The sequence below is a fragment of the Streptomyces sp. OR43 genome, assembly GCF_008042275.1.
Lineage (GTDB): Bacteria > Actinomycetota > Actinomycetes > Streptomycetales > Streptomycetaceae > Streptomyces.
Genome location: NZ_RDBK01000008.1, coordinates 187,708 through 210,031, shown reverse-complemented (window position 1 = coordinate 210,031; position 22,324 = coordinate 187,708). Strand labels below are relative to the sequence as shown.

The 22,324-nt window shown below is 70.0% G+C and carries 16 protein-coding genes and 2 pseudogenes; 14 read left to right on the top strand and 4 right to left on the bottom strand.

Going from position 1 to position 22,324, the window contains the following annotated elements; genetic code table 11:
• The first annotated feature begins 155 nt into the window (after nucleotides 1–155).
• From ectA to EAO72_RS04875, 6 genes are all read left to right on the top strand, one after another.
• Nucleotides 156–686, top strand: coding sequence for a diaminobutyrate acetyltransferase (gene ectA, locus EAO72_RS04900; RefSeq protein WP_261991328.1), 531 nt, complete (start codon nucleotides 156–158; stop codon nucleotides 684–686).
• Between the two features lie 81 nt (nucleotides 687–767).
• Nucleotides 768–2,030 carry a diaminobutyrate--2-oxoglutarate transaminase gene (gene ectB, locus EAO72_RS04895; RefSeq protein WP_148015957.1) on the top strand — a complete coding sequence of 421 codons (1,263 nt, stop codon included), beginning with the start codon at nucleotides 768–770 and terminating at the stop codon, nucleotides 2,028–2,030.
• A 62-nt stretch (nucleotides 2,031–2,092) separates the two neighbouring features.
• Nucleotides 2,093–2,491 (top strand): ectoine synthase, encoded by a 399-nt coding sequence (locus EAO72_RS04890; RefSeq protein WP_148015956.1) that lies wholly within the window; start codon nucleotides 2,093–2,095, stop codon nucleotides 2,489–2,491.
• A gap of 6 nt (nucleotides 2,492–2,497) precedes the next feature.
• A complete protein-coding gene (gene thpD / locus EAO72_RS04885; protein WP_148015955.1) occupies nucleotides 2,498–3,391 on the top strand; it encodes an ectoine hydroxylase in 894 nt (297 codons plus the stop codon).
• Nucleotides 3,392–3,720: 329 nt separating this feature from the next.
• On the top strand, nucleotides 3,721–4,416 hold the full coding sequence (locus tag EAO72_RS04880; protein WP_261991326.1) for a hypothetical protein: 696 nt from the start codon (nucleotides 3,721–3,723) through the stop codon (nucleotides 4,414–4,416).
• A 66-nt stretch (nucleotides 4,417–4,482) separates the two neighbouring features.
• Nucleotides 4,483–5,493 (top strand): VOC family protein, encoded by a 1,011-nt coding sequence (locus EAO72_RS04875; RefSeq protein WP_148015953.1) that lies wholly within the window; start codon nucleotides 4,483–4,485, stop codon nucleotides 5,491–5,493.
• Between the two features lie 16 nt (nucleotides 5,494–5,509).
• Here EAO72_RS04875 and EAO72_RS04870 read toward each other — a convergent pair whose 3' ends face one another.
• On the bottom strand, nucleotides 5,510–5,962 hold the full coding sequence (locus EAO72_RS04870; RefSeq protein WP_148015952.1) for a winged helix-turn-helix transcriptional regulator: 453 nt from the start codon (nucleotides 5,960–5,962) through the stop codon (nucleotides 5,510–5,512).
• 111 nt (nucleotides 5,963–6,073) lie between these two features.
• Between EAO72_RS04870 and EAO72_RS04865 the strand changes: the two genes are divergently transcribed.
• Entirely contained in the window at nucleotides 6,074–7,336 is a 1,263-nt protein-coding gene (locus tag EAO72_RS04865; protein WP_148015951.1) for an MFS transporter, read from the top strand.
• Between the two features lie 57 nt (nucleotides 7,337–7,393).
• On the opposite strand, the gene EAO72_RS04860 is transcribed toward EAO72_RS04865, so the two are convergent.
• On the bottom strand, nucleotides 7,394–8,962 hold the full coding sequence (locus EAO72_RS04860; RefSeq protein ID WP_148015950.1) for a glycoside hydrolase family 53 protein: 1,569 nt from the start codon (nucleotides 8,960–8,962) through the stop codon (nucleotides 7,394–7,396).
• A 56-nt stretch (nucleotides 8,963–9,018) separates the two neighbouring features.
• A pseudogene (locus tag EAO72_RS04855) lies at nucleotides 9,019–10,787 on the bottom strand (beta-galactosidase).
• On the opposite strand from EAO72_RS04855, the pseudogene EAO72_RS43985 reads away from it, so the two are divergent.
• The 6 genes and pseudogenes from EAO72_RS43985 to EAO72_RS04825 all read left to right on the top strand — a co-directional run.
• Nucleotides 10,680–10,976: pseudogene (locus EAO72_RS43985) on the top strand (hypothetical protein); the annotation flags it as partial. The pseudogenes EAO72_RS04855 and EAO72_RS43985 overlap by 108 nt on opposite strands.
• A gap of 105 nt (nucleotides 10,977–11,081) precedes the next feature.
• Nucleotides 11,082–12,404: an extracellular solute-binding protein gene (locus EAO72_RS04845; RefSeq protein ID WP_148015947.1), complete on the top strand. Its 1,323-nt coding sequence runs from the start codon at nucleotides 11,082–11,084 to the stop codon at nucleotides 12,402–12,404.
• A complete protein-coding gene (locus EAO72_RS04840) occupies nucleotides 12,401–13,327 on the top strand; it encodes a carbohydrate ABC transporter permease (protein ID WP_148015946.1) in 927 nt (308 codons plus the stop codon). Before EAO72_RS04845 ends, EAO72_RS04840 begins: the two co-directional genes overlap by 4 nt.
• Nucleotides 13,324–14,190: a carbohydrate ABC transporter permease gene (locus EAO72_RS04835; protein ID WP_148015945.1), complete on the top strand. Its 867-nt coding sequence runs from the start codon at nucleotides 13,324–13,326 to the stop codon at nucleotides 14,188–14,190. The genes EAO72_RS04840 and EAO72_RS04835 overlap by 4 nt, the downstream gene beginning before the upstream one ends.
• Before the next feature lie 41 nt (nucleotides 14,191–14,231).
• The gene (locus EAO72_RS04830; RefSeq protein ID WP_148015944.1) at nucleotides 14,232–15,266 is read left to right on the top strand and encodes a LacI family DNA-binding transcriptional regulator; all 1,035 of its coding nucleotides are present in this window, start codon (nucleotides 14,232–14,234) and stop codon (nucleotides 15,264–15,266) included.
• A 1,036-nt stretch (nucleotides 15,267–16,302) separates the two neighbouring features.
• On the top strand, nucleotides 16,303–20,388 hold the full coding sequence (locus tag EAO72_RS04825; protein ID WP_459112816.1) for a carboxypeptidase regulatory-like domain-containing protein: 4,086 nt from the start codon (nucleotides 16,303–16,305) through the stop codon (nucleotides 20,386–20,388).
• Between the two features lie 205 nt (nucleotides 20,389–20,593).
• Here EAO72_RS04825 and EAO72_RS04820 read toward each other — a convergent pair whose 3' ends face one another.
• The gene (locus tag EAO72_RS04820) at nucleotides 20,594–21,664 is read right to left on the bottom strand and encodes an alkene reductase (RefSeq protein WP_148015942.1); all 1,071 of its coding nucleotides are present in this window, start codon (nucleotides 21,662–21,664) and stop codon (nucleotides 20,594–20,596) included.
• A 170-nt stretch (nucleotides 21,665–21,834) separates the two neighbouring features.
• On the opposite strand from EAO72_RS04820, the gene EAO72_RS04815 reads away from it, so the two are divergent.
• On the top strand, nucleotides 21,835–22,320 hold the full coding sequence (locus tag EAO72_RS04815) for a MarR family winged helix-turn-helix transcriptional regulator (RefSeq protein WP_148015941.1): 486 nt from the start codon (nucleotides 21,835–21,837) through the stop codon (nucleotides 22,318–22,320).
• The last annotated feature ends 4 nt before the right edge of the window (nucleotides 22,321–22,324 follow it).

The following is a 22,324-nucleotide window of genomic DNA, read 5'->3' as shown; positions in this document are numbered from 1 at the left end:
ACAGGGGCGTTATGCCGGATAAATGCGTACCAAATCGGAAGAAAGCGTAGCGGTTTCGCGCCGGTGCGCACGCTCGCGTGATAACACAGCACCTGGCTTCACCCAACCCCTTGGGCCGATGCAATTTCGAAATTTGCTGGGTAAATTCAATTCGCATGACCGCCGCACCAGCAGATTTTGCACGTGCCCGAAGCGAATTCATCACCATCGACACCCCACGAGTGGAGGACGGAGCCGCGATCTGGCGTATCGCCCGCGATTCCGAGGTCCTGGACCTCAACTCCTCGTACAGCTACCTGCTGTGGTGCCGTGACTTCGCGGCGACCTCCGTGGTCGCCCGCGACGAGACCGGCTCCCCGGTCGCCTTCGTGACGGGGTACATCAGGCCCGACCGCCCCGAGACGCTCGTCGTCTGGCAGGTGGCCGTCGACCACGGCCACCGGGGTACCGGCCTGGCCGCGAAGCTGCTGGACGACCTGACCGCACGCGTCGCCGCGGAGCAGGGCCTCGCCTCGGTCGAGACGACCATCACCCCGGACAACAAGGCATCGGACCGCCTGTTCACCTCCTACGCACAGCGCCACGACGTGGCACTGGAACGCGAGGTGCTCTTCGACGGCGGCCTGTTCCCCGAGGGCACCCATCTGCCGGAAGTGCTCTACAGCATCGGCCCGTTCCACGCCTGAGCAGGCCCTTCCGGCGGGTGCCGCCCGTCGTAGCCACCTTCACCGCCGCCCGTCACACCCCCCTCACGCAGGAGACCCGCTGTGACCATCACCCCGCCCGCCCTCAGTGTCTTCGAGACCCTGGAGTCCGAGGTACGGAGCTACTGCCGAGGCTGGCCCGCCGTCTTCGACCGCGCGCAGGGCGCCCGGCTGACCGACGAGGACGGCCACACGTACCTCGACTTCTTCGCCGGGGCCGGTTCGCTCAACTACGGCCACAACAACCCGGTCCTGAAACGCGCGCTGATCGACTACATCGAGCGCGACGGCATCACCCACGGCCTGGACATGGCGACCACCGCCAAGCGCGCCTTCCTGGAGACGTTCCAGAACGTCATCCTGCGGCCCCGCGACCTGCCGTACAAGGTGATGTTCCCCGGCCCGACCGGCACCAACGCGGTCGAGTCGGCGCTGAAGCTGGCCCGCAAGGTCAAGGGCCGCGAGTCCGTCGTCTCGTTCACCAACGCCTTCCACGGCATGTCGCTCGGCTCGCTCGCCGTCACCGGCAACGCCTTCAAGCGGGCCGGGGCCGGCATCCCGCTGGTGCACGGCACGCCGATGCCGTTCGACAACTACTTCGACGGCCAGGTCCCCGACTTCCTCTGGTTCGAGCGGCTCCTGGAGGACCAGGGCTCCGGTCTCAACAAGCCCGCGGCCGTGATCGTGGAGACGGTCCAGGGCGAGGGCGGCATCAACGTCGCCCGCGCCGAGTGGCTGCGCGCGCTCCAGGACCTGTGCCACCGCCAGGACATGCTGCTGATCGTCGACGACATCCAGATGGGCTGCGGCCGTACCGGCGGCTTCTTCTCCTTCGAGGAGGCCGGGATCACGCCGGACATCGTGACGCTGTCCAAGTCCATCAGCGGCTACGGACTGCCCATGTCTCTCTGCCTGTTCAAGCCCGAGCTGGACATCTGGGAGCCGGGCGAGCACAACGGCACCTTCCGCGGCAACAACCCGGCGTTCGTCACCGCCGCCGCGGCGCTCGACGCCTACTGGGCGGACGGCCAGATGGAGAAGCAGACGCTGGCCCGCGGCGAGCAGGCCGAGCAGGCCCTGCTGGCCATCTGCGGAGAGCACGACAGCGCGCAGTTCCGCGGCCGCGGACTGGTGTGGGGACTGGAGTTCAACGACCCGGCCCGCGCTTCCGCCGTCTGCGCCCGCGCGTTCGAGCTGGGGCTGCTGCTGGAGACCTCCGGCCCGCAGAGCGAGGTCGTCAAGCTGCTGCCGCCGCTGACCATCACTCCCGAGGAACTGGACGAGGGCCTGCGCACGCTGGCCCGTTGCGTCCGCGAGACCGCCTGACCCGGGCCCGCCCCGGGCGGGCCCGACGAGAGACACCGTAGAGAGAAAGGCACCGACCCACCGTGATCGTCCGATCGTTCAGTGACATCGAGAACACCGACCGGCATGTGAAGGCCGCCTCCGGCACGTGGGAGAGCAAGCGCATCCTGCTGGCCAAGGAGAAGGTGGGCTTCTCGCTCCACGAGACCACGATGTACGCGGGCACCGAGACGTCGATGTGGTACGCCAACCACATCGAGGCGGTCCTGTGCGTCGAGGGCGAGGCCGAGCTCACCAATGACGAGACCGGCGAGAAGCACTGGATCACTCCCGGCACGATGTACCTGCTCAACGGCCATGAGCACCACACCATGCGTCCGAAGACGGACTTCCGCTGCGTCTGTGTCTTCAACCCGCCCGTCACCGGACGGGAGGAGCACGACGAGAACGGTGTCTACCCGCTGCTGACCGAGGAGGGCTGAACCCCCATGACCACCGAAGTACGCGCCGACCTGTACCCGTCGCGCGGCGCCGCCGAGATGACCACTCCCCGCCAGGACCCGGTCATCTGGTCCGCGCCGGGCGCACCGGGTCCGGTCGCCGCCAAGGAGCTCCAGGGCTTCGAGCGCGACGGCTTCCTCACCGTCGACCAGCTGATCACCCCGGACGAGGTGGCCGGCTACCACGCCGAACTGGAACGGCTGATCGCCGACCCTGCGGTGCGGGCCGACGAGCGCTCGATCATCGAGCCGAAGTCGGACTCCGTACGGTCGGTCTTCGAGGTCCACCGGCTCAGCGAGGTCTTCGCCCGTCTCGTCAGCGACGAGCGCGTGGTGGGCCGGGCCCGTCAGATCCTCGGCTCGGACGTGTACGTCCACCAGTCGAGGATCAACGTGAAGCCGGGCTTCGGGGCTTCGGGCTTCTACTGGCACTCGGACTTCGAGACCTGGCACGCCGAGGACGGTCTGCCGAACATGCGGACCGTGTCCGTGTCGATCGCGCTGACCGAGAACTACGACACCAACGGCGGGCTGATGATCATGCCCGGCTCGCACAAGTCGTTCCTCGGCTGCGCGGGCGAGACGCCGAAGGACAACTACAAGAAGTCCCTGCAGATGCAGGACGCCGGCACCCCGTCCGACGAGGCGCTGACGAAGATGGCCGACCGGCACGGCATCAGGCTCTTCACGGGCAAGGCCGGTTCGGCGACCTGGTTCGACTGCAACGCGATGCACGGGTCGGGCGACAACATCACCCCGTACCCGCGCAGCAACGTGTTCATCGTGTTCAACAGCGTGGAGAACACGGCCCAGGAGCCCTTCGCGGCTCCGATCCGCCGCCCGGAGTTCATCGGGGCGCGGGACTTCACGCCGGTGAAGTAAGGCTGTACGAAAGCTGGTTGGGGCGGGACGCAGCGATGCGTCCCGCCCCGTCCGCATGCCCTCGACCCGCCGCGAATCCACTGGCCCCACCCTCGTGAACCGCGTGAGGATCAAGGAATTTCCGGAGCGGGGGCAGCATGGTGCGACGGGCCAACCAACGTGAACACCTTCGGCGGGTGTCCGAACGACGACGTGCCGGGGGAAGACCGGAAACCGACCGGAACTCGGCGCGCACGGTGATCGCGGCATCGGTTCTGGCCGGCGTCTCCGCCGTGATCGTCAGCTTCATCACCGGCCTGGGATCGTCGGTTCAGGGATTCGTCACCGACGTGCTGACGGACGAGAAGAAACCGGCGGCTACCGCGCCGCCGCACACGGAGCCCGCGGTACCGCTCAAAGTGGTGGCCATACCGGAGAAGGGCGGCTCGTTCCTGGTCTCGGAGCAGCGCGTGACAAGCCCCGAGGACAGAGCCGAGGTGATCCGTGGAGCGGAGACGCCGGAGGAGTGGGAGCGCCTGCTCCGGAAGATCAAGGCGACCTCGATCCACATGACCGCGTACAAGGTCGCTGTCACCAACGTCTCCTCCCCGGTCAGGGTGGTGGACATCCTCCCGGTGATCACACGCCGCACCGCGGCGATCGACACCACGCTGATCGAGCCTCTGGGAGGGATGGCGTCAAACAGCATCCCGGTTCGGTTGAACCTCGACAACCGCTACCCGAAGTTCACCCAGAACGGAAAGCCCTACTTCACCCGTCAGTCGCAGGTCCTCAAGGCGGGGGAGGGTTTCGTCATGGCCGTCGAGGCGAAACTCCTGGGCAGGGAGTACGTCGAATACCACCTGAAGGTGAACTACCTCGACAAGAAGGGCAGTCAGCACTCTCTCGTCGTGAACGAGCCCGGTACCGGCGTCGGTGTCTTCCGGGTCTCCGGCATGGTCGACGACAAAGAATACGCCGACTACTGGGGGGCGGACGAGAGCGGGCAGGGGCGGCGGCTGTTGAGCCGGGAGGAGAGGGAGTGACCGGGCCGGGGCACCCCGTGGTTCAACTCGCTGGACCCCGGCGCGGGCAGCGGAGACAGTGACCCCATGACTTCACACGTACACCACGTCACCATCGACTGCGCCGACGCCTACAAGCTCGGCACGTTCTGGGCGCAGGTGCTGGGTTCCTCCCTCGCCGACGACGACTTCCCCGGCGATCCCGAGGCTCTGGTCGAAACCCCCGATGCCGCCCTGCTGTTCGTCACCGTGCCCGAGCCGAAGAGCGTCAAGAACCGCATCCACTTCGACATCCAGCCCGACGACCGCACCCGTGACGAGGAGGTCGAGCGGCTGCTCGGCCTCGGCGCCACGCTGGTCGGTGACCACCGCAGGCCGGACGGGCGGGGCTGGGCGACCCTGGCCGATCCGGAGGGCAACGAGTTCTGTGTCGAGTGCAGTGCGCGTGAGCGGGCGCGGCTGACCGGGAAGCGGCTGCCGGTCACCGCGGACGACGTGACATCGGCGGTAAGCCTGGCGGTGGACACGCTCGCGAACTCGCCGGCCGAGGACTGGCGCATTCCCGCAGGCACGCTCACCTGGGACTGCTGGGAGACCGTGGAGCACCTGAGCGACGACCTCTTCGCGTACGCCGTCCAGCTCGGCCCGCGCAGGCCCCCGTTGGAGACCGAGGTTCCCTACCGCTGGGCTCCGGAGCGTGAGGGCGGCCCCTGGAACGCGATCTTCGCGGACCCGGAGGCGGGAACCGCCGGGCTGCTCCAGACCCTGGAGGCGAGCGGCGCCCTGCTGTCCGCGATGGTGCGGACGGCCTCCCCCGGTGTCCGCTCGTACCACTCCTACGGCGTCTCGGACCCGGAGGGGTTCGCCGCGATGGGCATCGTGGAGACCCTCGCGCACACCCACGACATCGCCGAGGGTCTCGGCGTCACCTGGACGCCGCCCGCCGACCTGTGCGACCGGGTGCTGGCCCGGCTCTTCCCCGACGCCCCGGACGACGCCGACCGGTGGACCGTCCTGCTGTGGTCCACCGGCCGCGCCGATCTGCCGGGCCGCGAGCGCGTGACGTCGTGGAAGTGGCACGGGGCCCCGCCGGCCTGAGGGCCGTCCACCAGGATCACTGGGAGGAGACCTTGTGGACGGTGGTGTCCTCGGGGTTCAGCCGTCGCCCGTCCGCCGCCCGGACCTCCAGCGCGCGTAGACGCTGTCCCTGCCGGCGGTCGAGCAACTGCGAGTGCGGTTCGTCCGGGGCGAAGAAGTTCTGCTCCCCCCATTGCCGCAGCGCCACGATGACGGGGAAGAGCGCTTCGCCCTTCGGAGTCAGTACGTACTCCCGGTAGGCGCTGCCGTCCGAGGCGGGGACGGATTCGAGGACACCGCCGGCGACCAGGGCCCGCAGGCGTGCGGTGAGGATGTTCTTCGCCACGCCGAGGCTGCGCTGGAACTCCCCGAAGCGCCGGCTCCCGTCGAAGGCGTCCCGCACGATCAGAAGAGACCACCAGTCGCCGATCGCGTCCACCGACCGCGCGACGGGACAGTCGCTGTCGTCGAAACGCGTCCTTGTCACCATGCCGTCCTCCATATCCACGCCGGCACATTCATGCTAGTTGCAAGATGCTACCAACAAAGCTATGGTCCCGCACTGGTAGCAAGATGAAACCATGTGTGCGGAGGAGTGCTGATGCTCAACGACTGTGAGGATGCGACACCACCGCGGACCGCGGACCTCGGCGGTGCAGGCTCCGGGTTCGTCCTGTCCCGCGGCGTCACACTGCTGTTCGCCGTCGCCTGTGGAACCGCGGTGGCGAACGTCTACTTCGCCCAGCCGCTCCTGGTGACCGTGGGCCACGACCTCGCCATGCGCCCGGCACTCGTCGGCAGCGTCGTCACGCTGACTCATGTCGGATACGGGCTGGGGCTGTTCTTCCTCGTACCGCTGGGCGACGTGGCCGACCGCAGACGGCTCGTCGTGGCCCAACTGCTCCTCCTGGTGGCGGCGCTGGCCGTGGTCGCCACCTCCCGCACCGCGGCGGTCCTGCTCGCGGGCATGGCCGGGACAGGGCTGCTCGCGGTGGTCACGCAGACACTGGTGGCCTTCGCCGCGGCCCTGACCGCGCCCGCCCGGCGCGGACGCGTCGTCGGCACGGTGACCAGCGGCGTGGTCGTCGGGATCCTGCTCGCCCGCACCGCATCGGGTGTCCTGGCCGACCTCGCGGGCTGGCGCTCCGTCTACCTCGCCTCGGCGGCGCTCACCGCGCTGCTCGCCCTGGTCCTGTACCGCGTGCTGCCGCGCGACAACGCCGCCCCGCCGGCATCCCTGCGCTACGGACAGCTCCTGCGCTCCACGGTCACCCTGTTCGCACGGGAACGGCTCCTGCGGCTCCGCGCCCTGCTCGGCCTCCTCGTCTTCACGGCGTTCAGCACGTTGTGGAGCAGTATCGCCCTGCCTCTCAGCGAGCCCCCGTACTCCTTCTCCCACACCGCGATCGGCGCGCTGGGCCTGGTCGGAGCAGCCGGCGCCCTGGCGGCGGCCTGGGCGGGCCGCCTCAACGACCGCGGACTCTCCCGACCGACCACCGGCATCGCCCTGGCGCTGCTCGCCGCCTCGTGGCTGCCCCTGGCCTTCACCCGCAGTTCGCTCTGGGCCCTGGTCGTCGGCGTGATCCTCCTGGACCTCGCCGTACAGGCCGTCCATGTCACCAACCAGACCCTGATCCACGCGCTGCATCCGGACGCGGGCAGCCGGTTGATCGGGGGATACATGGTCTTCTACTCGATCGGCAGCGCGACCGGCGCGATCGCCGCGACCTCCCTCTACACGGCGGCCGGCTGGGGTGCCGTGTGCGCGCTGGGCGCGGCGGTCAGCTGCCTCGCGCTCGCACTCTGGGCGCTCACGCGAGACAGCGTCCCGGACCCGGCACACCAGGACCTTCCCCGCCCGTGAACCCCGGCCGGTCAGCGTCGGCGGGTCAAAGTGGCCGGGCACACCTCCGTCGAAGGGCTACCGGTGGGAGAACCAGCGCGCCGCCGGGAGCAGCTTGCTGTCGTAGCCGAACAGCGCCTGGTTCTCCCAGGCGTTGCCCGAAGCCGGGTCGGCCGGGTCCCAGCCGCTGCCGCTCACGGCGGTCCAGGCCGGCTCCCAGTAGACGGCGCCCAGGCCCCGGCCGCCGGGGACCGCCTCGACGACGTTCATCACGTCACGGAGATTCGCCGTTTGGCCGGCCGGGGTGGCCGGGTAGCCGCTGACGAGCTGGTCCGCGGTGGCGATGTTGTTCTCCAGGCCGTCGGCGTCGGCCAGGGTGTGCGCGTACGCCGTCTCGGCGACCAGGACCGGCTTCCCGTAGCGGGCGGCGGCGTCGTCGAGGTTGGTCTGGAGGTCGTTCAGCGGTCCGTGCCAGTAGCCGTAGTACGAGAGCGCGATGACGTCGAAGGGCACGCCGTACGCGACGGCGTTGTCGAACCACCAGCGGGTGCCGGCGTTGTCGCCGCCCTTGGCGAGGTGCAGGGCCACCTTCGTACCGGAGGAGACTGCCTTCGCCGCGTTCGCGCCGGAGGTGAGCAGCCCGGCGAGCTGGGACCAGTGGTCGGCGGAGCCCTCGGGCCAGAGCATTCCGGCGTTGGTCTCGTTGCCTATCTGGACCATGTCGGCGGTGGTGCCCTGGGCCTTGAGGGCGCCCAGCACGTCGTACGTGTGGTGGTAGACGTCCGTGCGCAGCTGCGCGTAGCCGTGGCCGGACCAGGCGGCGGGCTTGTTCTGCTTGCCGGGGTCGGCCCAGGCGTCGGAGTAGTGGAAGTCGACGAGGGTCTTCATGCCGAGGGCCTTGGCCCGTTTGGCCATGGCCAGGACATGGGCCTTGTCGTTGTACCCGTCGGCCGGGTTCACCCACACCTTGAGGCGGACGTAGTTCATCCCGGCGGACTTCAGGAGGCTCATCGCGTCGCCGGTGGTGCCGCTCGCACTGCGGTAGACGGCGCCGTGCGCCTCGTTCTTCGGGAGGGTGGAGAGGTCACCGCCCCTGACGCTCAGGCCGGTGGCCCCCTTGGTGAAGGCGATGTCGTCGAAGTTGGCCCACTCCCCCGCGTGCGCGTCCGAGTTCAGGCTGATCGTGCACGAGCCGCCGGTGACCTCGACCGAGGTGACGAGGCGGATCCAGCCGCCGTTCGCGGTCGGCGGCAGGTCGGTGCGCTGTTCGGTGCTGCCGCAGTTGCGCAGGGCGAGGTACGCGGAGTTCTGGCCGCCGCCCGACCTGACCCAGGCGCTCAGGGTGTACGTGCCGTCGGTGAGGCCGGTGAGGTACTGGTAGGTCTCCACCTTGTAGGCGGAGGCGGACCAGTGGCTGAGCCGGGCGCTGCCGCTGTGGCCGCCGGCCTCGGTGAAGGAGGCGGCGTTCTGCCCGCCGGCCGAGTAGGTCGACCAGCCGGTGGTGCCGGACTCGAATCCGGTGTTGGAGGGGGTCGTGGCGGCCGTGGCCGCGTGGGCGGGGAGGGCGGGGAGCGCTGCCAGCAGGAGGCCGGAGAGCGAGGCCGCCAGCACCCCCGCTCTCTTCTTGCCGTGCGTCGCTGCGTACATCGTCGATGTCCCTTCGACCGTTGCGCGGGAGGTGCGGGGGAAGCGGTCGTGCGTCCTCAGCTGTCGAGGCGGACCACGCGGACGGCGCCCGCCGGGACGGCGAGGTGGCCCGTGGCCGGTTCTCCGGTGAGGAGTTCGGTTCCGGGGGCGTCGAGCGGCACCTTGGTGTCGCCCCCGGTGTGGTTGATGACGAAGAGATACGTGCCGGCGTCACCGGTGCGGGTGACGACCTCGACGTCGTACGGGAGGCCGGTACGGGGCGCGATGCGGGCGTCCTCGCGGGCCCGGTCCAGGACGGCGTCCAGGCCGGCGCCGGTCAGCCGGGTGGAGACGTACCAGGCCGTGCCCTCGCCGAGGCGGTGGCGGGTGACGGCGGGCCGGCCGGCCGGGATGCCGTCGGCGTAGGACCACATGGTCTCGGCGCCGCGCGGGATCACCACGTCCGACCAGAGGTCACCGGTCAGCTCCGGGCCCTCGGGTGCGCCCTCGGGGGTGATCAGGCGGACCGTGCCGCCCTCGGCGAGCGGGGAGAACTCCTCGACGGTCAGCCCCAGGACGTCCCTGAGCGCGCCCGGGTACGGCCCGGGGTGCACGGCGTCGTGGGCGTCGACGATGCCGGAGAAGTACGAGACGACGAGCGTGCCGCCGCCCTCCACGTACCGCCGCAGGTTCCGGCCGGACTCCTCGGTGGCGAGGTAGAGGGCCGGGACGACGACGAGGGGGTAGCCGGACAGGTCGGCGTCGGGGTGGGCGAAGTCGACGGTGAGGTGGCTGTCGAAGAGCGAGGCGTAGAAGGCGTCGGCGCGCTCGCGGGCGTCGTGGTCCTGGCTGGGACGCCACTCCAGGGACTGGGCCCACCAGGACTGCCAGTCCCAGACCATGGCCACGTCGGCGACGGTCCGGGTGGTGCGGATCCCGTTCAGCAGGCCGAGATCGGCGCCGAGCCGGGTGACCTCGCGCCAGATGCGGGAGTCCGTGCCGGCGTGCGGGAGCATCGCCGAGTGGAACTTCTCCGCGCCCCGCAGGGACTGGCGCCACTGGAAGAACATTGCGCCCTCGGAGCCGCGGGCGACGTGGGCGAGGCTGTTACGGGCCATCTCGCCGGGGCGCTTGGCGGGGTTGCGGGGCTGCCAGTTGACGCCGCCGGCGGAGTGTTCCAGGAGCAGCCAGGGGGCTCCGCCCGCGACCGAGCGGGTCAGGTCGGCGGCCATGGCGAGGTTGACGTGGGTGCGGCGGCCGTCGGTGATCAGGTAGTGGTCGTTGGTGACGAGGTCGACCTCACGGCCCCAGGCCCAGTAGTCCACCGAGTCGCACTGGCTGAGCGCGGTCATGAAGTTGGTGGTGACGGGGATGCCGGGGGCAAGCCGGTGCAGGATGTCGCGTTCCGCGCAGAAGTTCTCGCGCATGGTGGCGTCGGCGAAGCGGGCGTAGTCGAGCTGCTGGGCCGGGTTGCCTACGGTGGGCGTGGTGCGGGGCGGGTCGATCTCGTCGAGGCCCCGGTAGCGCTGGCCCCAGAAGGCGGTGCCCCAGGCCTCGTTGACGGCCTCGACGGATCCGTGACGGGCGGTGAGCCAGCGGCGGAAGTGGGCGGCGCAGTTCTCGCAGTAGCAGGCGCTGACCGGGACGCCGTACTCGTTGTGGACGTGCCACAGGGCGAGGGCCGGGTGTGTACGACTTCGGCTGGCTCGACCGGCTCCTGGACCTGCTGCACGTCAACGGCATCCGCGCCGACCTCGGTACCCCCACCGTCGCCCCGCCCGCCTGGTTCCAGCAGCGCCCAGGAGAAGATCCCGACGCTGACCATGGTGACGCCGGCCTCCCGCATGAGGCGCATGTCCTCGTGCCAGACCTCCTCGGGCCACTGCTCGGGGTTGTAGTCGCCGCCGAAGGCCAGCTGGTGCAGACCCTGCGGTCCAGTCGCGCGAGAGGTGTGCGGCATGGGCGTCTCCTGGGCTCTTTGGTACAACTTCTGGGAACGTGCACACACACTCTCGGTGGCGCAGGCCCAACATAACCGCACAGCATCAACCATTGACAAGTGTCGGTTTCGTTTCTCTACTGTGAACGCTCACAGCGCACATCAGCGCTGCACCCTCGCTTCTCGTCAGGGGAGACCTCCATGAAGTACCGCATCGTCGCGGCGTCCACGGCCGCCGTGCTCGCCGCCACCGCACTGCTCACGGGCTGCGGCTCGTCGGACGACGACGGCAGCGGCGACGGCCCGGCCGCCTCCGGCCCCGCATCGCTCACCTACTGGGCCTGGGCCCCCGGCCTGGACAAGGTCGCGGACATCTGGAACAAGGGCGAGGGCAAGAAGGCCGGCATCACGGTCACCGTGAAGAAGCAGGCCTCGGGCGACGACCTGGTCACCAAGATCATCACCGCGGCGAAGGCGCACAAGGCCCCCGACCTGGTGCAGGCCGAGTACCAGGCGCTCCCCACCCTGGTCTCCAACGATGTGCTGGCCGACATATCCAAGGAGGCGGGCGACGCCAAGGGGAAGTTCGCCGACGGTGTCTGGCAGCAGGCGACGCTGGGCTCGGACGCCCTGTACGCGCTGCCGCAGGACTCCGGCCCGCTGATGTTCTACTACCGCCAGGACCTGTTCAAGCAGTACGGCCTGTCCGTGCCCACCACCTGGGACGAGTTCGCCGAGACCGCCCGGGCGCTGAAGAAGAAGGCTCCGGAGAAGGACCTCACCACCTTCTCCTCCAACGACTCCGGTCTCTTCGCCGGCCTCGCCCAGCAGGCCGGCGCCCAGTGGTGGACCACCTCGGGCGACCAGTGGAAGGTCGCCATCGACGACCCGGCCACGCAGAAGGTCGCGGGCTTCTGGGGCGGCCTGGTCAAGGAGGGCGCCATCGACAACCAGCCGATGTACACCCCGGCCTGGAACAAGGCGCTCAACACCGGCAAGCAGATCGCCTGGGTCAGCGCGGTCTGGGCGCCGGGCACCCTGACCACCGCCGCTCCCGACACCGCGGGCAAGTGGGCCATGGCCCCGCTCCCCCAGTGGACGTCCGGTGAGAGCGTGACCGGCAGCTGGGGCGGCTCCTCCACCGCGGTCACCAACGACTCGAAGCACAAGGAGGCCGCCGCCGCCTTCGCCAAGTGGCTGAACACCGACCCGGCGGCGCTCGCCGCGCTCGTGAAGGAGAGCGGGATCTACCCCGCCGCCACGGCCGCCCAGACCGGCGGCGCGCTCGCGAAGCCGCCGGCCTACTTCGCCAACCAGCCCGGCTTCTACACCGAGGCCGCCAAGATCGCCCAGGGCACCGCCCCGGCCGCCTGGGGCCCGAACGTGAACGTCGCGTACACCGCCTTCAAGGACAACTTCGCCAAGGCCGCCAAGAGCAGGTCCGACTTCGCGCCGGCCCTGACCGCGATGCAGGACGCCACCGTCTCCGACCTGAAGAAGCAGGGCTTCGGAGTCTCCGAGTGACACGCGCACGCCGCCGGAAGCCGTACGGGGTCAAGAGCGCCCCGTACGCCTTCCTGATCCCCGCCACCGTGCTGTTCCTGCTCTTCTTCGCCCTGCCCATCGGCTACGCGCTCTACCTCAGCTTCCGCCGGACCGAGGTCAGCGGACTGGGTCTCGGCAAGGGCGCCCGCAAGGAGATCTGGGCCGGGTTCGCCAACTACACCGACGCGCTCTCCGACTCGGAACTGCTGCACGGCGCGCTGCGCATCCTGGGCTACGGCGCGATCGTCGTCCCCGTGATGCTGGGCCTGGCCCTGCTCTTCGCCCTGCTCCTGGACACCGAACGGCTCCGGCTGCGCGGCTTCACCCGGCTGGCGATCTTCCTCCCGTACGCGATTCCGGGCGTCGTCGCCGCGCTGATGTGGGGCTTCCTCTACCTGCCCGACGTCAGCCCGTTCTACTTCCTGCTGGACAAGGCGGGTCTGCCGCAGCCGGATCTGCTCGACGGCGGACCGCTCTACCTCGCGCTCGCCAACATCGCGGTCTGGGGCGGCACCGGCTTCAACATGATCGTGATCTACACCTCGCTGCGGGCGATCCCCGCCGAGATCTTCGAGGCGGCCCGGCTCGACGGCTGCTCGCAGTTGCAGATCGCGCTCAGGATCAAGATCCCGATGGTGGCGCCGTCCCTGGTGCTGACGTTCTTCTTCTCGATCATCGCCACGCTCCAGGTCTTCAACGAGCCGACGACGCTGAAGCCGCTCACCAACTCCCTGTCCACCACTTGGAGTCCGCTGATGAAGGTCTATCAGGACGCCTTCGTCAACAACGACATCTACGCGGCGGCCGCCCAGGCGGTCATCATCGCCGTCGCCACCCTGGCCCTGTCCTTCGGCTTCCTGAAGGCGGCCAACTCCCGTACGAAGCAGGGGGCCTCCCAGTGACCACGCCGCACCTGAGGCCCCTGACCGCGGCCCCCCGCCGGTTCGCCCTCGTGCCCACCGCCGCCCTGCTGCTCGGCGCGCTCTACTGTCTGCTGCCCGTCGCCTGGATCCTGGTCGCCTCGACCAAGTCCGGCAGCGAGCTCTTCTCCACCTTCACCTTCCTGCCCGGCTCCGGCTTCGCGGACAACGTCGCCGACCTGTCCGCGTACCGGGACGGCGTCTACTGGAAGTGGATGGCCAACTCGGCCCTCTACGCCGGGGTGGGCGCGCTGCTGTCCACGGCTGTCTCCGCCGTCTCGGGATACGCGCTGGCGGTGTACCGATTCCGCGGCCGGGAGAGCATCTTCAACATCCTGCTGGCCGGGGTGCTGATGCCGCCGGTGATCCTGGCGGTGCCGCAGTACCTGCTGATGGCGAAGGCCGACCTGACCGACTCGTACCTGTCGGTGATGCTGCCGGTGATCCTCTCCCCGTACGGGGTGTACCTCGCCCGGATCTACGCGGCGGCCGCCGTGCCGGGCGATGTGATCGAGGCCGGCCGGATGGACGGCGGCGGGGAGTGGCGGATCTTCCGGACCATCGCGCTGCCGATGATGGTGCCGGGCCTGGTGACCGTCTTCCTCTTCCAGTTCGTCGCGATCTGGAACAACTTCCTGCTGCCGTACATCATGCTCGGCGACGACGAGAAGTTCCCGGTCACACTGGGCCTCTTCACCCTGCTCCAGCAGGGTTCCACCACTCCGGCCCTCTATACGCTGGTGATCACGGGGGCGTTGCTGGCCATCGTCCCGCTGATCGCCCTGTTCCTGGTCATCCAGCGGTTCTGGAGCCTCGACCTGCTCTCCGGGGCCGTAAAGTCCTGACGGGCCCCGCCAGGACGTCACTTGATGAAAGATCACGCACCATGAGCCGCACAGAACAGACCGGTACGGGACGCCGACGGCCGCCGACGATCCATGACGTGGCGCGGGAGGCCGGGGTCTCCCGGGGCACGGTCTCCCGGGTGCTGAACGGCGGTCACAACGTCAGTCCGGCCGCGCTGGACGCGGTCAACTCCGCGATCCGCAAGACCGGTTACACGGTGAACCGGCACGCCAGGTCGCTGATCACGGGCCGCTCCGACTCGGTGGCGTTCCTGCTCACCGAGCCGCAGGAGCGGTTCTTCGAGGACCCGAACTTCAATGTGCTGCTGCGCGGCTGCACGAGCGCGCTCGCCGCGCACGACATCCCGTTGCTGCTGATGATCGCGGGCACGGAGGCGGAGCGCCGCCGGAACATGCGCTACATCGCCGGCCATGTGGACGGGGTCCTGCTGGTCTCCAGCCACTCGGGCGACCCGGTCGCCGCCCAGCTGCACGAGGCGGGCGTCCCCCTGGTCGCCTGCGGAAAGCCGCTCGGACAGGGCTCCAAGGTCAGCTATGTGGCGGCCGACGACCGGGACGGCGCCCGGGAGATGGTGCGTTTCCTGTACGAGTCGGGGCGCCGCCGGATCGGTACGGTCAGCGGACCGCTGGACACCCCGGGCGGTGTGGAGCGGCTGGCCGGCTACCGCGAGATGCTGGCCGACTGCGGACTGCCCGCCGACGACGCGCTGATCGTGCCGGGCGACTACAGCCGGGCGGGCGGCGAGGCGGCGGCCGGGCTGCTGCTGGAACGGGCGCCCGACCTGGACGCGGTGTTCGTCGCCTCGGACCTGATGGCCCAGGGCGTGCTCGCCGCTCTGGAGAAGGCGGGGCGCCGGGTGCCGCAGGACGTCGCGGTGGGCGGGTTCGACGACTCCCCCGCGGCCCTCGCCTCCCGGCCCGCGCTGACGACGATCCGTCAGCCGTGGGACCGGATCAGCGCCGAGATGGTGCGGGTGCTGCTGGCGCAGATCGGCGGGGAGGACCCCGCCGCGGTGATCCTGCCCACGGAGCTGGTCCGCCGCGAGTCGGCGTGAGGTGGGCGCCCCGGCGCCCGTGACCACGGCCCGCCGGAACGGCCGCGGCCACACCCCGGCGGCACCTCCCGAAGGCGCCACCCTGCGGGTGCCGCGATGCGGTCTAGACCAATAGGCACGAGGTGGACCCCGGCCGCACGAACGCACCCCTCCGTACGTCACGGGGACAGCGGGACCGCGAGGCCCGGCCCCGCGAACCGGACACCTCCCCTTCCACCTTCCGCATTTCCATCCAGAAACCCTTCGAACCGGGTTTGACTCCCCCGGCTCGCCGGTATCTTCACCGGGCCGCCGCGGATAAACATTCCACCCACTCCCGCTTTCGGCTCTTTTCCGCCCGATCGGCAAACCGCCACACGGAACCCGCAAGCGGAGCGGAATTTCCCATGGACACCCGCAAGCAGATATCGACCACACCCGTGCCGCCTACACAAATCATGTCCGAAACCAGTCGCGAAATCATTCCCCCATCAGCGAGTGCGCCGGTCACGGGCGCCACCCCGGAACCTCCGCCCCGATGAACCATGATCACGTGGCTGGAACGGAACTCCCCATACTGGCGAGTTCGGACTACTCCCCGAACGCACACCGCCGAGCACGGCCGCCCCGACCCTGCCAACCCGGACGTCACTTTTGACCGGTGATATCGCGGCTTAACGGTAGATGGGTTCACCCTCGGCAACGCCACCCCAAACCCCACGCATCCCGCCATCGCGCGAGTCGAACGGTGGGCGGCCCGTCAGGCCTAGACCACTGGAATCGACCGAACGCCTCTTTCCGCTCGATTCGCTCGAAATGATCCACTTCGGCCCGCGAGAAATAAACAATTAACGATCGCATCATTGACATATGCCTCCCAAATACCGGCTAAGTGGTGACCGGCGAATACCATTCGCCGTCGACCTGAAAAGCGTGTGGTCGACCCGTGCATCACATGGGAGACACGCAATTGACTGTCACCGGCATATCCAGACCGGCTGCCAGACGGACAAGATCCGCCTGGACCGGGCTGACCGCCCTGGCCGGCGCCTCAGCCATCGCATTACTGGGACTCACCGCTCCGGCAGCGACCGCGACGGCTTCCGCGAGTACTGACCCGACCACGAAACCGTCCGTGGAGGCTTCCTGCGCCGATCCCGGTCCCGGCCACGTCCGCTGCTTCGCCCTGCGCCGCACCGACGTGAGCGCCAGGAAGGGCGTCCAGCCCGACGCCGCCACCCCGGACGGGTGGGGCGCCACCGCGCTCCAGGGGGCCTACAACCTGCCGGCCGACGGCGGGGCGGGTCAGACGATCGCCATCGTCGATGCCTACGACGGCCCGACGGCCGAGGAGGACCTCGCGGTCTACCGGGCGCAGTACGGACTGCCGGCCTGCACCACGGACAACGGCTGCTTCAAGAAGGTCGACCAGCGCGGTGGCACCGACTACCCGGCGGCCGACAGCGGCTGGGCCGGCGAGATCTCGCTCGACCTGGACATGGTCTCGGCCGCCGCGCCGTACGCGAAGATCGTCCTGGTCGAAGCCGACTCCGCCAGTTTCGAGGACATGGGCGCCGCCGTGGACCAGGCGGTCGCCCAGGGCGCCAAGTACGTCTCGAACTCCTACGGCACGGGCTACTCCAGCGTTCCGGGCAGTGGTGAGGACCCGGCGGAGACCACCGAATTCGACGCCCACTACAACCACCCGGGCGTCGCCGTGGTCGCCTCCTCGGGCGACAGCGCGTACGGCGTCTCCTACCCCGCAGCCTCCCAGTACGTGACCTCCGTGGGCGGCACGGCCCTGGAGCAGGACTCCTCCACCGCCCGCGGCTGGTCCGAATCGGTCTGGTTCAACAGCTACGGCGGACCGGGCTCCGGCTGCTCGCTCTACGAGGCCCGGCCGGCCTGGCAGGAGGGCGTCAGCACTGATTGCGGCAAGCGAGCGGTCTCCGATGTCGCCGCGGTCGCCGACCCGTTGACCGGTGTCTCGGTCTACCAGACCTACGGCGGGGACGGCTGGGCCGTCTACGGCGGCACCAGCGCCTCCTCACCCATCATCGCCGGCGTGTACGCGGCCGCCGGCACCCCGCCCGCGGGCTCCTACCCGGCCGCCTACCCCTACGCGGCCGGCGGCAGCGGTCTGAACGACGTCGTGGACGGCACCAACGGTTCCTGCACCCCGGCCAAGCTGTGCGGCGCGGGTACGGGCTGGGACGGTCCGACCGGTCTCGGTACACCCAACGGCGTGCAGGCCTTCCGCAGCGGGCCGCACGGCGTGCTGAGCGGGGGCGTCACCGACGCCGCCACCGGCGAACCCCTCGCGGGCGCGGAGATCACCGCGGGCGACTCCCGGGCCGCGTCCGGTGCGGACGGCAGCTATTCGCTGACTCTTCCGCCGGGCACCTACGACCTGAAGGTCGCCGCCTACGGCTACACCACGGCCACCTTCCCCGGCGTCGAGATCACCGACGGCACCGCGGTGACCAGGAACCTCGCACTCACCCCGGTCCCGACCCGGACCGTGTCCGGCAAGGTCACCGACGGCTCCGGCCACGGCTGGCCGCTCTACGCGGCCATCAGCGTCGAGGGGGCGCCCGGCACGCCCGTCGAGACCGACCCGGCCACCGGCACCTACGCGCTCGACCTCCCGGCCGGCAAGTCGTACACCCTTAAGGTCACGAGCAACTACCCGGGCTACCGGAGCGCCACCAAGGACATCACTGTGGGCGCTTCGGCGGTCTCCGCCAATGTGGCCCTGCCGGTGGACGTCTGGGCGGGCACCGCGCCCGGTTACACCGTCACGGACGAGGGCGTCACCGAGCCCTTCGACTCGACCACATCGGCACCCGAGGGCTGGACCGTCGACAACGCCGAGGGCACCACCGGCGGATGGGAGTTCGACGACCCGGGCAAGCGGACGAACACCACCGGCGGCAAGGGCGCCTTCGCCATCGTGGACAGCGACAAGGCGGGCAGCGGGAAGGTCCAGGACTCCACACTGACCAGCCCGTCCTTCGACTTCTCGGGCACGGAGCTGCCCGAGCTGAGCTACCGGACCAGCTACAAGCCGTACTCCGGCCAGAAGGCCGACGTCGAGGTGAGCTCGGACGGTGGCACCACCTGGTCCAAGGTCTCCTCGCACACCACCGCCGTCACCGGCTCCAAGGTCACTCTTGCGCTCACCGGCCAAGCCGGCGAGTCCGACGTCCGGGTACGGTTCCACTTCACCGGCAAGTTCAGCTGGTGGTGGCAGCTCGATGACGTGTTCATCGGTTCGCGCGGTCTGTCGGCCGTCCCCGGCGGCCTTGTCGTCGGGCAGGTCACCGACGCCAACACCGGTTCCGGCATCGCAGGCGGGACTCTCACCGGTACCGGCGACGGCGCCGTGAGCACGACCTCGGCCGCCACCCCGGACGACGCGGCGCTCGGTGACGGCTTCTTCTGGGCCTTCGCGCCGGTCGGCAAGCAGACGGTGACGGCCGCGAAGGCCAAGTACACCAGCGCCTCCAAGGCTGTGACCCTCGCCGCCGACTCGACCGTGACCAAGAACTTCTCCCTCAAGGCGGGACGTCTCAAGGTCACCCCCGCCGCGGTCACCGCCCCGCTCGCCTGGGGCGGTGCGGCCACCAGAACCGTCACGATCAAGAACACCGGTGGCGCCGACGCCACCGTCAAGCTGGAGGAGAAGAGCGGCGCCTACACACCGGCCGCCTCGGGCGCCCCGCTGATCAGCGAGAAGGGGTCCTACTCGCCCCTGTCGTCGAAGAGCCGGAAGGCCGGCAGAACCGCCGGTGCCACGGCCTCTCCGGCCGAAGGCGGTGACGCCTGGCAGACGGTGGCCGATCTGCCCGAGGCCATCATGGACAACGCGGTCGCCGTGAACGACGGCAAGATCTACTCGGCGTTCGGGTACGACGGTACGGACGACACCAGGTCGCTGTACTCCTACGACGCGGCGGACGGCTGGACGAAGCTGGCCGACGCGGCCGACACCCGGGAGGCGCCGGCCCGCGGCTTCATCAACGGGAAGCTGTACATCGCCGGCGGCTGGGGCGCCGGCGGGGATCCGGACGCCAAGCTGGAGATCTACGACCCCGCCTCCAACACCTGGACGACCGGTGCCTCCTCGCCGGCTCCACTGGCGGGCGCGGGCTCCGCGGTCCTGAACGGCAAGCTGTACTCCGTCGGCGGCTGCACCACCGCGTGCGGCTCCACCGCGGTGACGGTGTACGACCCGTCGGACAACTCGTGGTCCACCGCGGCGGACTACCCGGAGAACGTCGCCTGGGAATCCTGCGGCAGCATCAGCGGGCTGCTGTACTGCGCCGGCGGTACCAACAGTGCCGGTGAGCTGAAGTCCGCGTACGCCTACGACCCGTCCGCCGACTCCTGGTCGGCCCTGCCGGACATGCCGGAGACCGTGTGGGCCTCGTCCTACACGTCGGCCAACGGGCTGCTGCTGGTCTCCTCCGGTGTCAGCGGCGGCGCCCTCACCAATGCGGGGTACGCCTACGACCCGGACGCCGGGACCTGGTCGTCCCTGCCCAACGCCGACGTGGCGACCTACCGCGGCGGCGGTGCCCCCGGCTTCTACAAGGTCGGCGGGGCGGACGCTCCCAGCTCCCCGTCCACCGCGGTGGAACTGCTGGCCGGTTACGACCAGGCCGGCGGCTCGGACGTCAGCTGGCTGTCGCTGGACACCTCGGAGGTCAAACTCCACCCGGGGGACAGCGTCTCGGTCGCGGTGGCGTTGAACGCCTCGGTCGAGGAGATCACCCAGCCCGGTGAGTTCACGGCCCAGATCGGCATCTCGGCCAGCACCCCCTACCCGGTGGCACCGGTCCCCGTCACCATGACGGTGGCCCCGCCGAACACCTGGGGCAAGATCACCGGAACGGTGCTCGGCAAGTCGGCCACCGGCGCCACGGCACCCCTCAAGGGGGCGACCGTCCAGATCGACTCATGGGCGTCCTCGTACACCCTGATCACGGACAAGGACGGCCACTACTCCCTCTGGCTGGACGCCCGTAACAACCCCCTCACCGTGATCGTCGCCAAGGACGGTTACGCCCCGACGGTGGCCACCGTCAAGGTCGTCAAGAAGGGAACGGTGACCACCGACTTCACCCTGAAGAAGGCGTAGGGACCGCGGCGGGCCCACCCTCGGGCCGGGCCCGCCGCACACCGAGGTGCCGGAACCGGCGGACGGCGTCCACGCCGGCCGGCCGAAACACCGAGTCCGCCGGGGCCTCGGGACGGCTGACGCGTCGGGGTGACGCGTCAGCCGTCCGGCGGTGAGGGCGCGCACAGCGGAACCCGTGCCTTCCCCAGGCCCCTGCCGCCCGGCGTCACGCTCCCAGAACCCGGTAGTCCGTGTACCCGCGGTGGTCGCCCCCGTAGAAGGTGGTGGCGTCCGGGGTGTTGAAGGGGCCGCCCGCGCGCAGCCGCTCGGGCAGGTCCGGGTTGGCCAGGAACAGCACGCCGTACGAGACGATGTCGGCCACTCCCTCCTCGATCAGGGCGAGCGCCTCGGGTCCGGTCGGACCCTCACTCGCCGGGTTGAGGACGAGGGTGCCGTTGAACTGCTTGCGCAGGGACTCGGTCAGCCCACGGTCGCCGGCCGCGCCCTCGACGAGGTGCAGATAGGCGAGCCCGAGCGGCTCGATCGCCTGCACCAGCGCGCTGTATGTGGCCTCGGGCGCGGGCTCGACGATGTCGTTGTACCCGTTGCCGGGCGAGAGGCGGATCGCGGTGCGGGCGGCACCGATCTCGGCGGCGACGGCGCGCACGGTCTCCAGGGCGAACCGGATCCGGCCCTCGACGGAGCCGCCCCACGCATCGGTGCGGAGGTTGGAGTTGGGCGCCAGGAACTGGTGGATCAGGTATCCGTTGGCGCCGTGCAGCTCCACGCCGTCGAAGCCGGCGTCCACGGCGTTGCGCGCCGCGGTCACGAAGTCGGCGATCGTCGCCCGGATCTCGGCGTCGGTCAGCTCGCGCGGGGTGACGAAGTCCTTCGGGCCCTCGTGGGTGAAGACCTGCCCGGTGGCCGCGACGGCGGAGGCGCCTACGGGGACGAGCCCGTCGGGCAGCAGGACCGGGTGGCCGATGCGGCCGGTGTGCATGACCTGCGCGAATATCCTGCCGCCCCGGGCGTGCACGGCGTCGGTGACCTTGCGCCAGCCGGCGATCTGCGCGGCGCTGTGCAGCCCCGGGGTGCTCGGGTAACCCTGGCCGACGGCGGACGGCTGGATGCCCTCGGTGATGAGGAGCCCGGCGGAAGCGCGCTGGGCGTAGTACTCCGCGGCCAGCTCGCCCGGTGCCCCGCCCTCGCCCGCCCTGCTGCGGGTCATCGGCGCCAGGGCGATGCGGTTGGCGAGCGGGGTGCCGGCCAGGTCGAGCGCGTCGAATGCGGTGGTCATGAGAAGCCCCCCAGAAAGAGATATATGGCCGGGCAACCAAAACTATGTGGTCGACCAAGCATCTGCGACGCGTGCCACTGTAACTCATTACTTGGCCGACCAAGGTAAAGTTGGTGAGACGCCGCGTCCGGCGGCCCCGGAGCCGCCCCGCACCACCAGAGGAGCCCCCGATGACCTCCGATCCCGCCTGTACCGAGCTGCCCAGCGCCGCACGCGGCGGCCCGGTCAGCCACGCCGTGTCCCGGGTCGCACGGCTCCACCGGATCGCGGCGGGCAAGCTGCTCAAGGGGGCGGGCCTCTACCCCGGCCAGGAGTTCCTGATGATGTACCTGTGGGACGCGGGGGCGGTCCGGCAGTCCGAGGTGATCAAGGCGGTCGACCTGGATCCGTCCACCGTCACCAAGATGCTCCAGCGCCTGGAGCAGTCCGGACACGTCCGCCGCAGCCCCGACCCGGCCGACCGCAGGGCCGTCCTGGTCGAGGCCACGGACAACAGCTGCGCGCTGCTCTCCGACGTGGAGCGGGCCTGGACGAGCCTGGAGGAGCACACGCTCGCGGGCCTGGACGGGGGCGAGCGCAAGGAGCTGGCACGGCTGCTGGCCAAGGTCGAGGAGAACCTCTGCCGGGATACGGCGGACTGCCCGGAGAACCGCTGACGGC

Excerpts from the sequence above, each read along its gene's own strand:
- EAO72_RS04845 (WP_148015947.1), top strand. The coding sequence starts at position 11,082 with ATGAAGTACCGCATCGTCGCGGCGTCCACGGCCGCCGTGCTCGCCGCC.
- EAO72_RS04820 (WP_148015942.1), bottom strand. The coding sequence starts at position 21,664 with ATGACCACCGCATTCGACGCGCTCGACCTGGCCGGCACCCCGCTCGCC.
- ectA (WP_261991328.1), top strand. The coding sequence starts at position 156 with ATGACCGCCGCACCAGCAGATTTTGCACGTGCCCGAAGCGAATTCATC.
- EAO72_RS04830 (WP_148015944.1), top strand. The coding sequence starts at position 14,232 with ATGAGCCGCACAGAACAGACCGGTACGGGACGCCGACGGCCGCCGACG.
- EAO72_RS04875 (WP_148015953.1), top strand. The coding sequence starts at position 4,483 with ATGACTTCACACGTACACCACGTCACCATCGACTGCGCCGACGCCTAC.
- EAO72_RS04870 (WP_148015952.1), bottom strand. The coding sequence starts at position 5,962 with ATGGTGACAAGGACGCGTTTCGACGACAGCGACTGTCCCGTCGCGCGG.
- EAO72_RS04865 (WP_148015951.1), top strand. The coding sequence starts at position 6,074 with ATGCTCAACGACTGTGAGGATGCGACACCACCGCGGACCGCGGACCTC.
- thpD (WP_148015955.1), top strand. The coding sequence starts at position 2,498 with ATGACCACCGAAGTACGCGCCGACCTGTACCCGTCGCGCGGCGCCGCC.
- EAO72_RS04860 (WP_148015950.1), bottom strand. The coding sequence starts at position 8,962 with ATGTACGCAGCGACGCACGGCAAGAAGAGAGCGGGGGTGCTGGCGGCC.
- EAO72_RS04815 (WP_148015941.1), top strand. The coding sequence starts at position 21,835 with ATGACCTCCGATCCCGCCTGTACCGAGCTGCCCAGCGCCGCACGCGGC.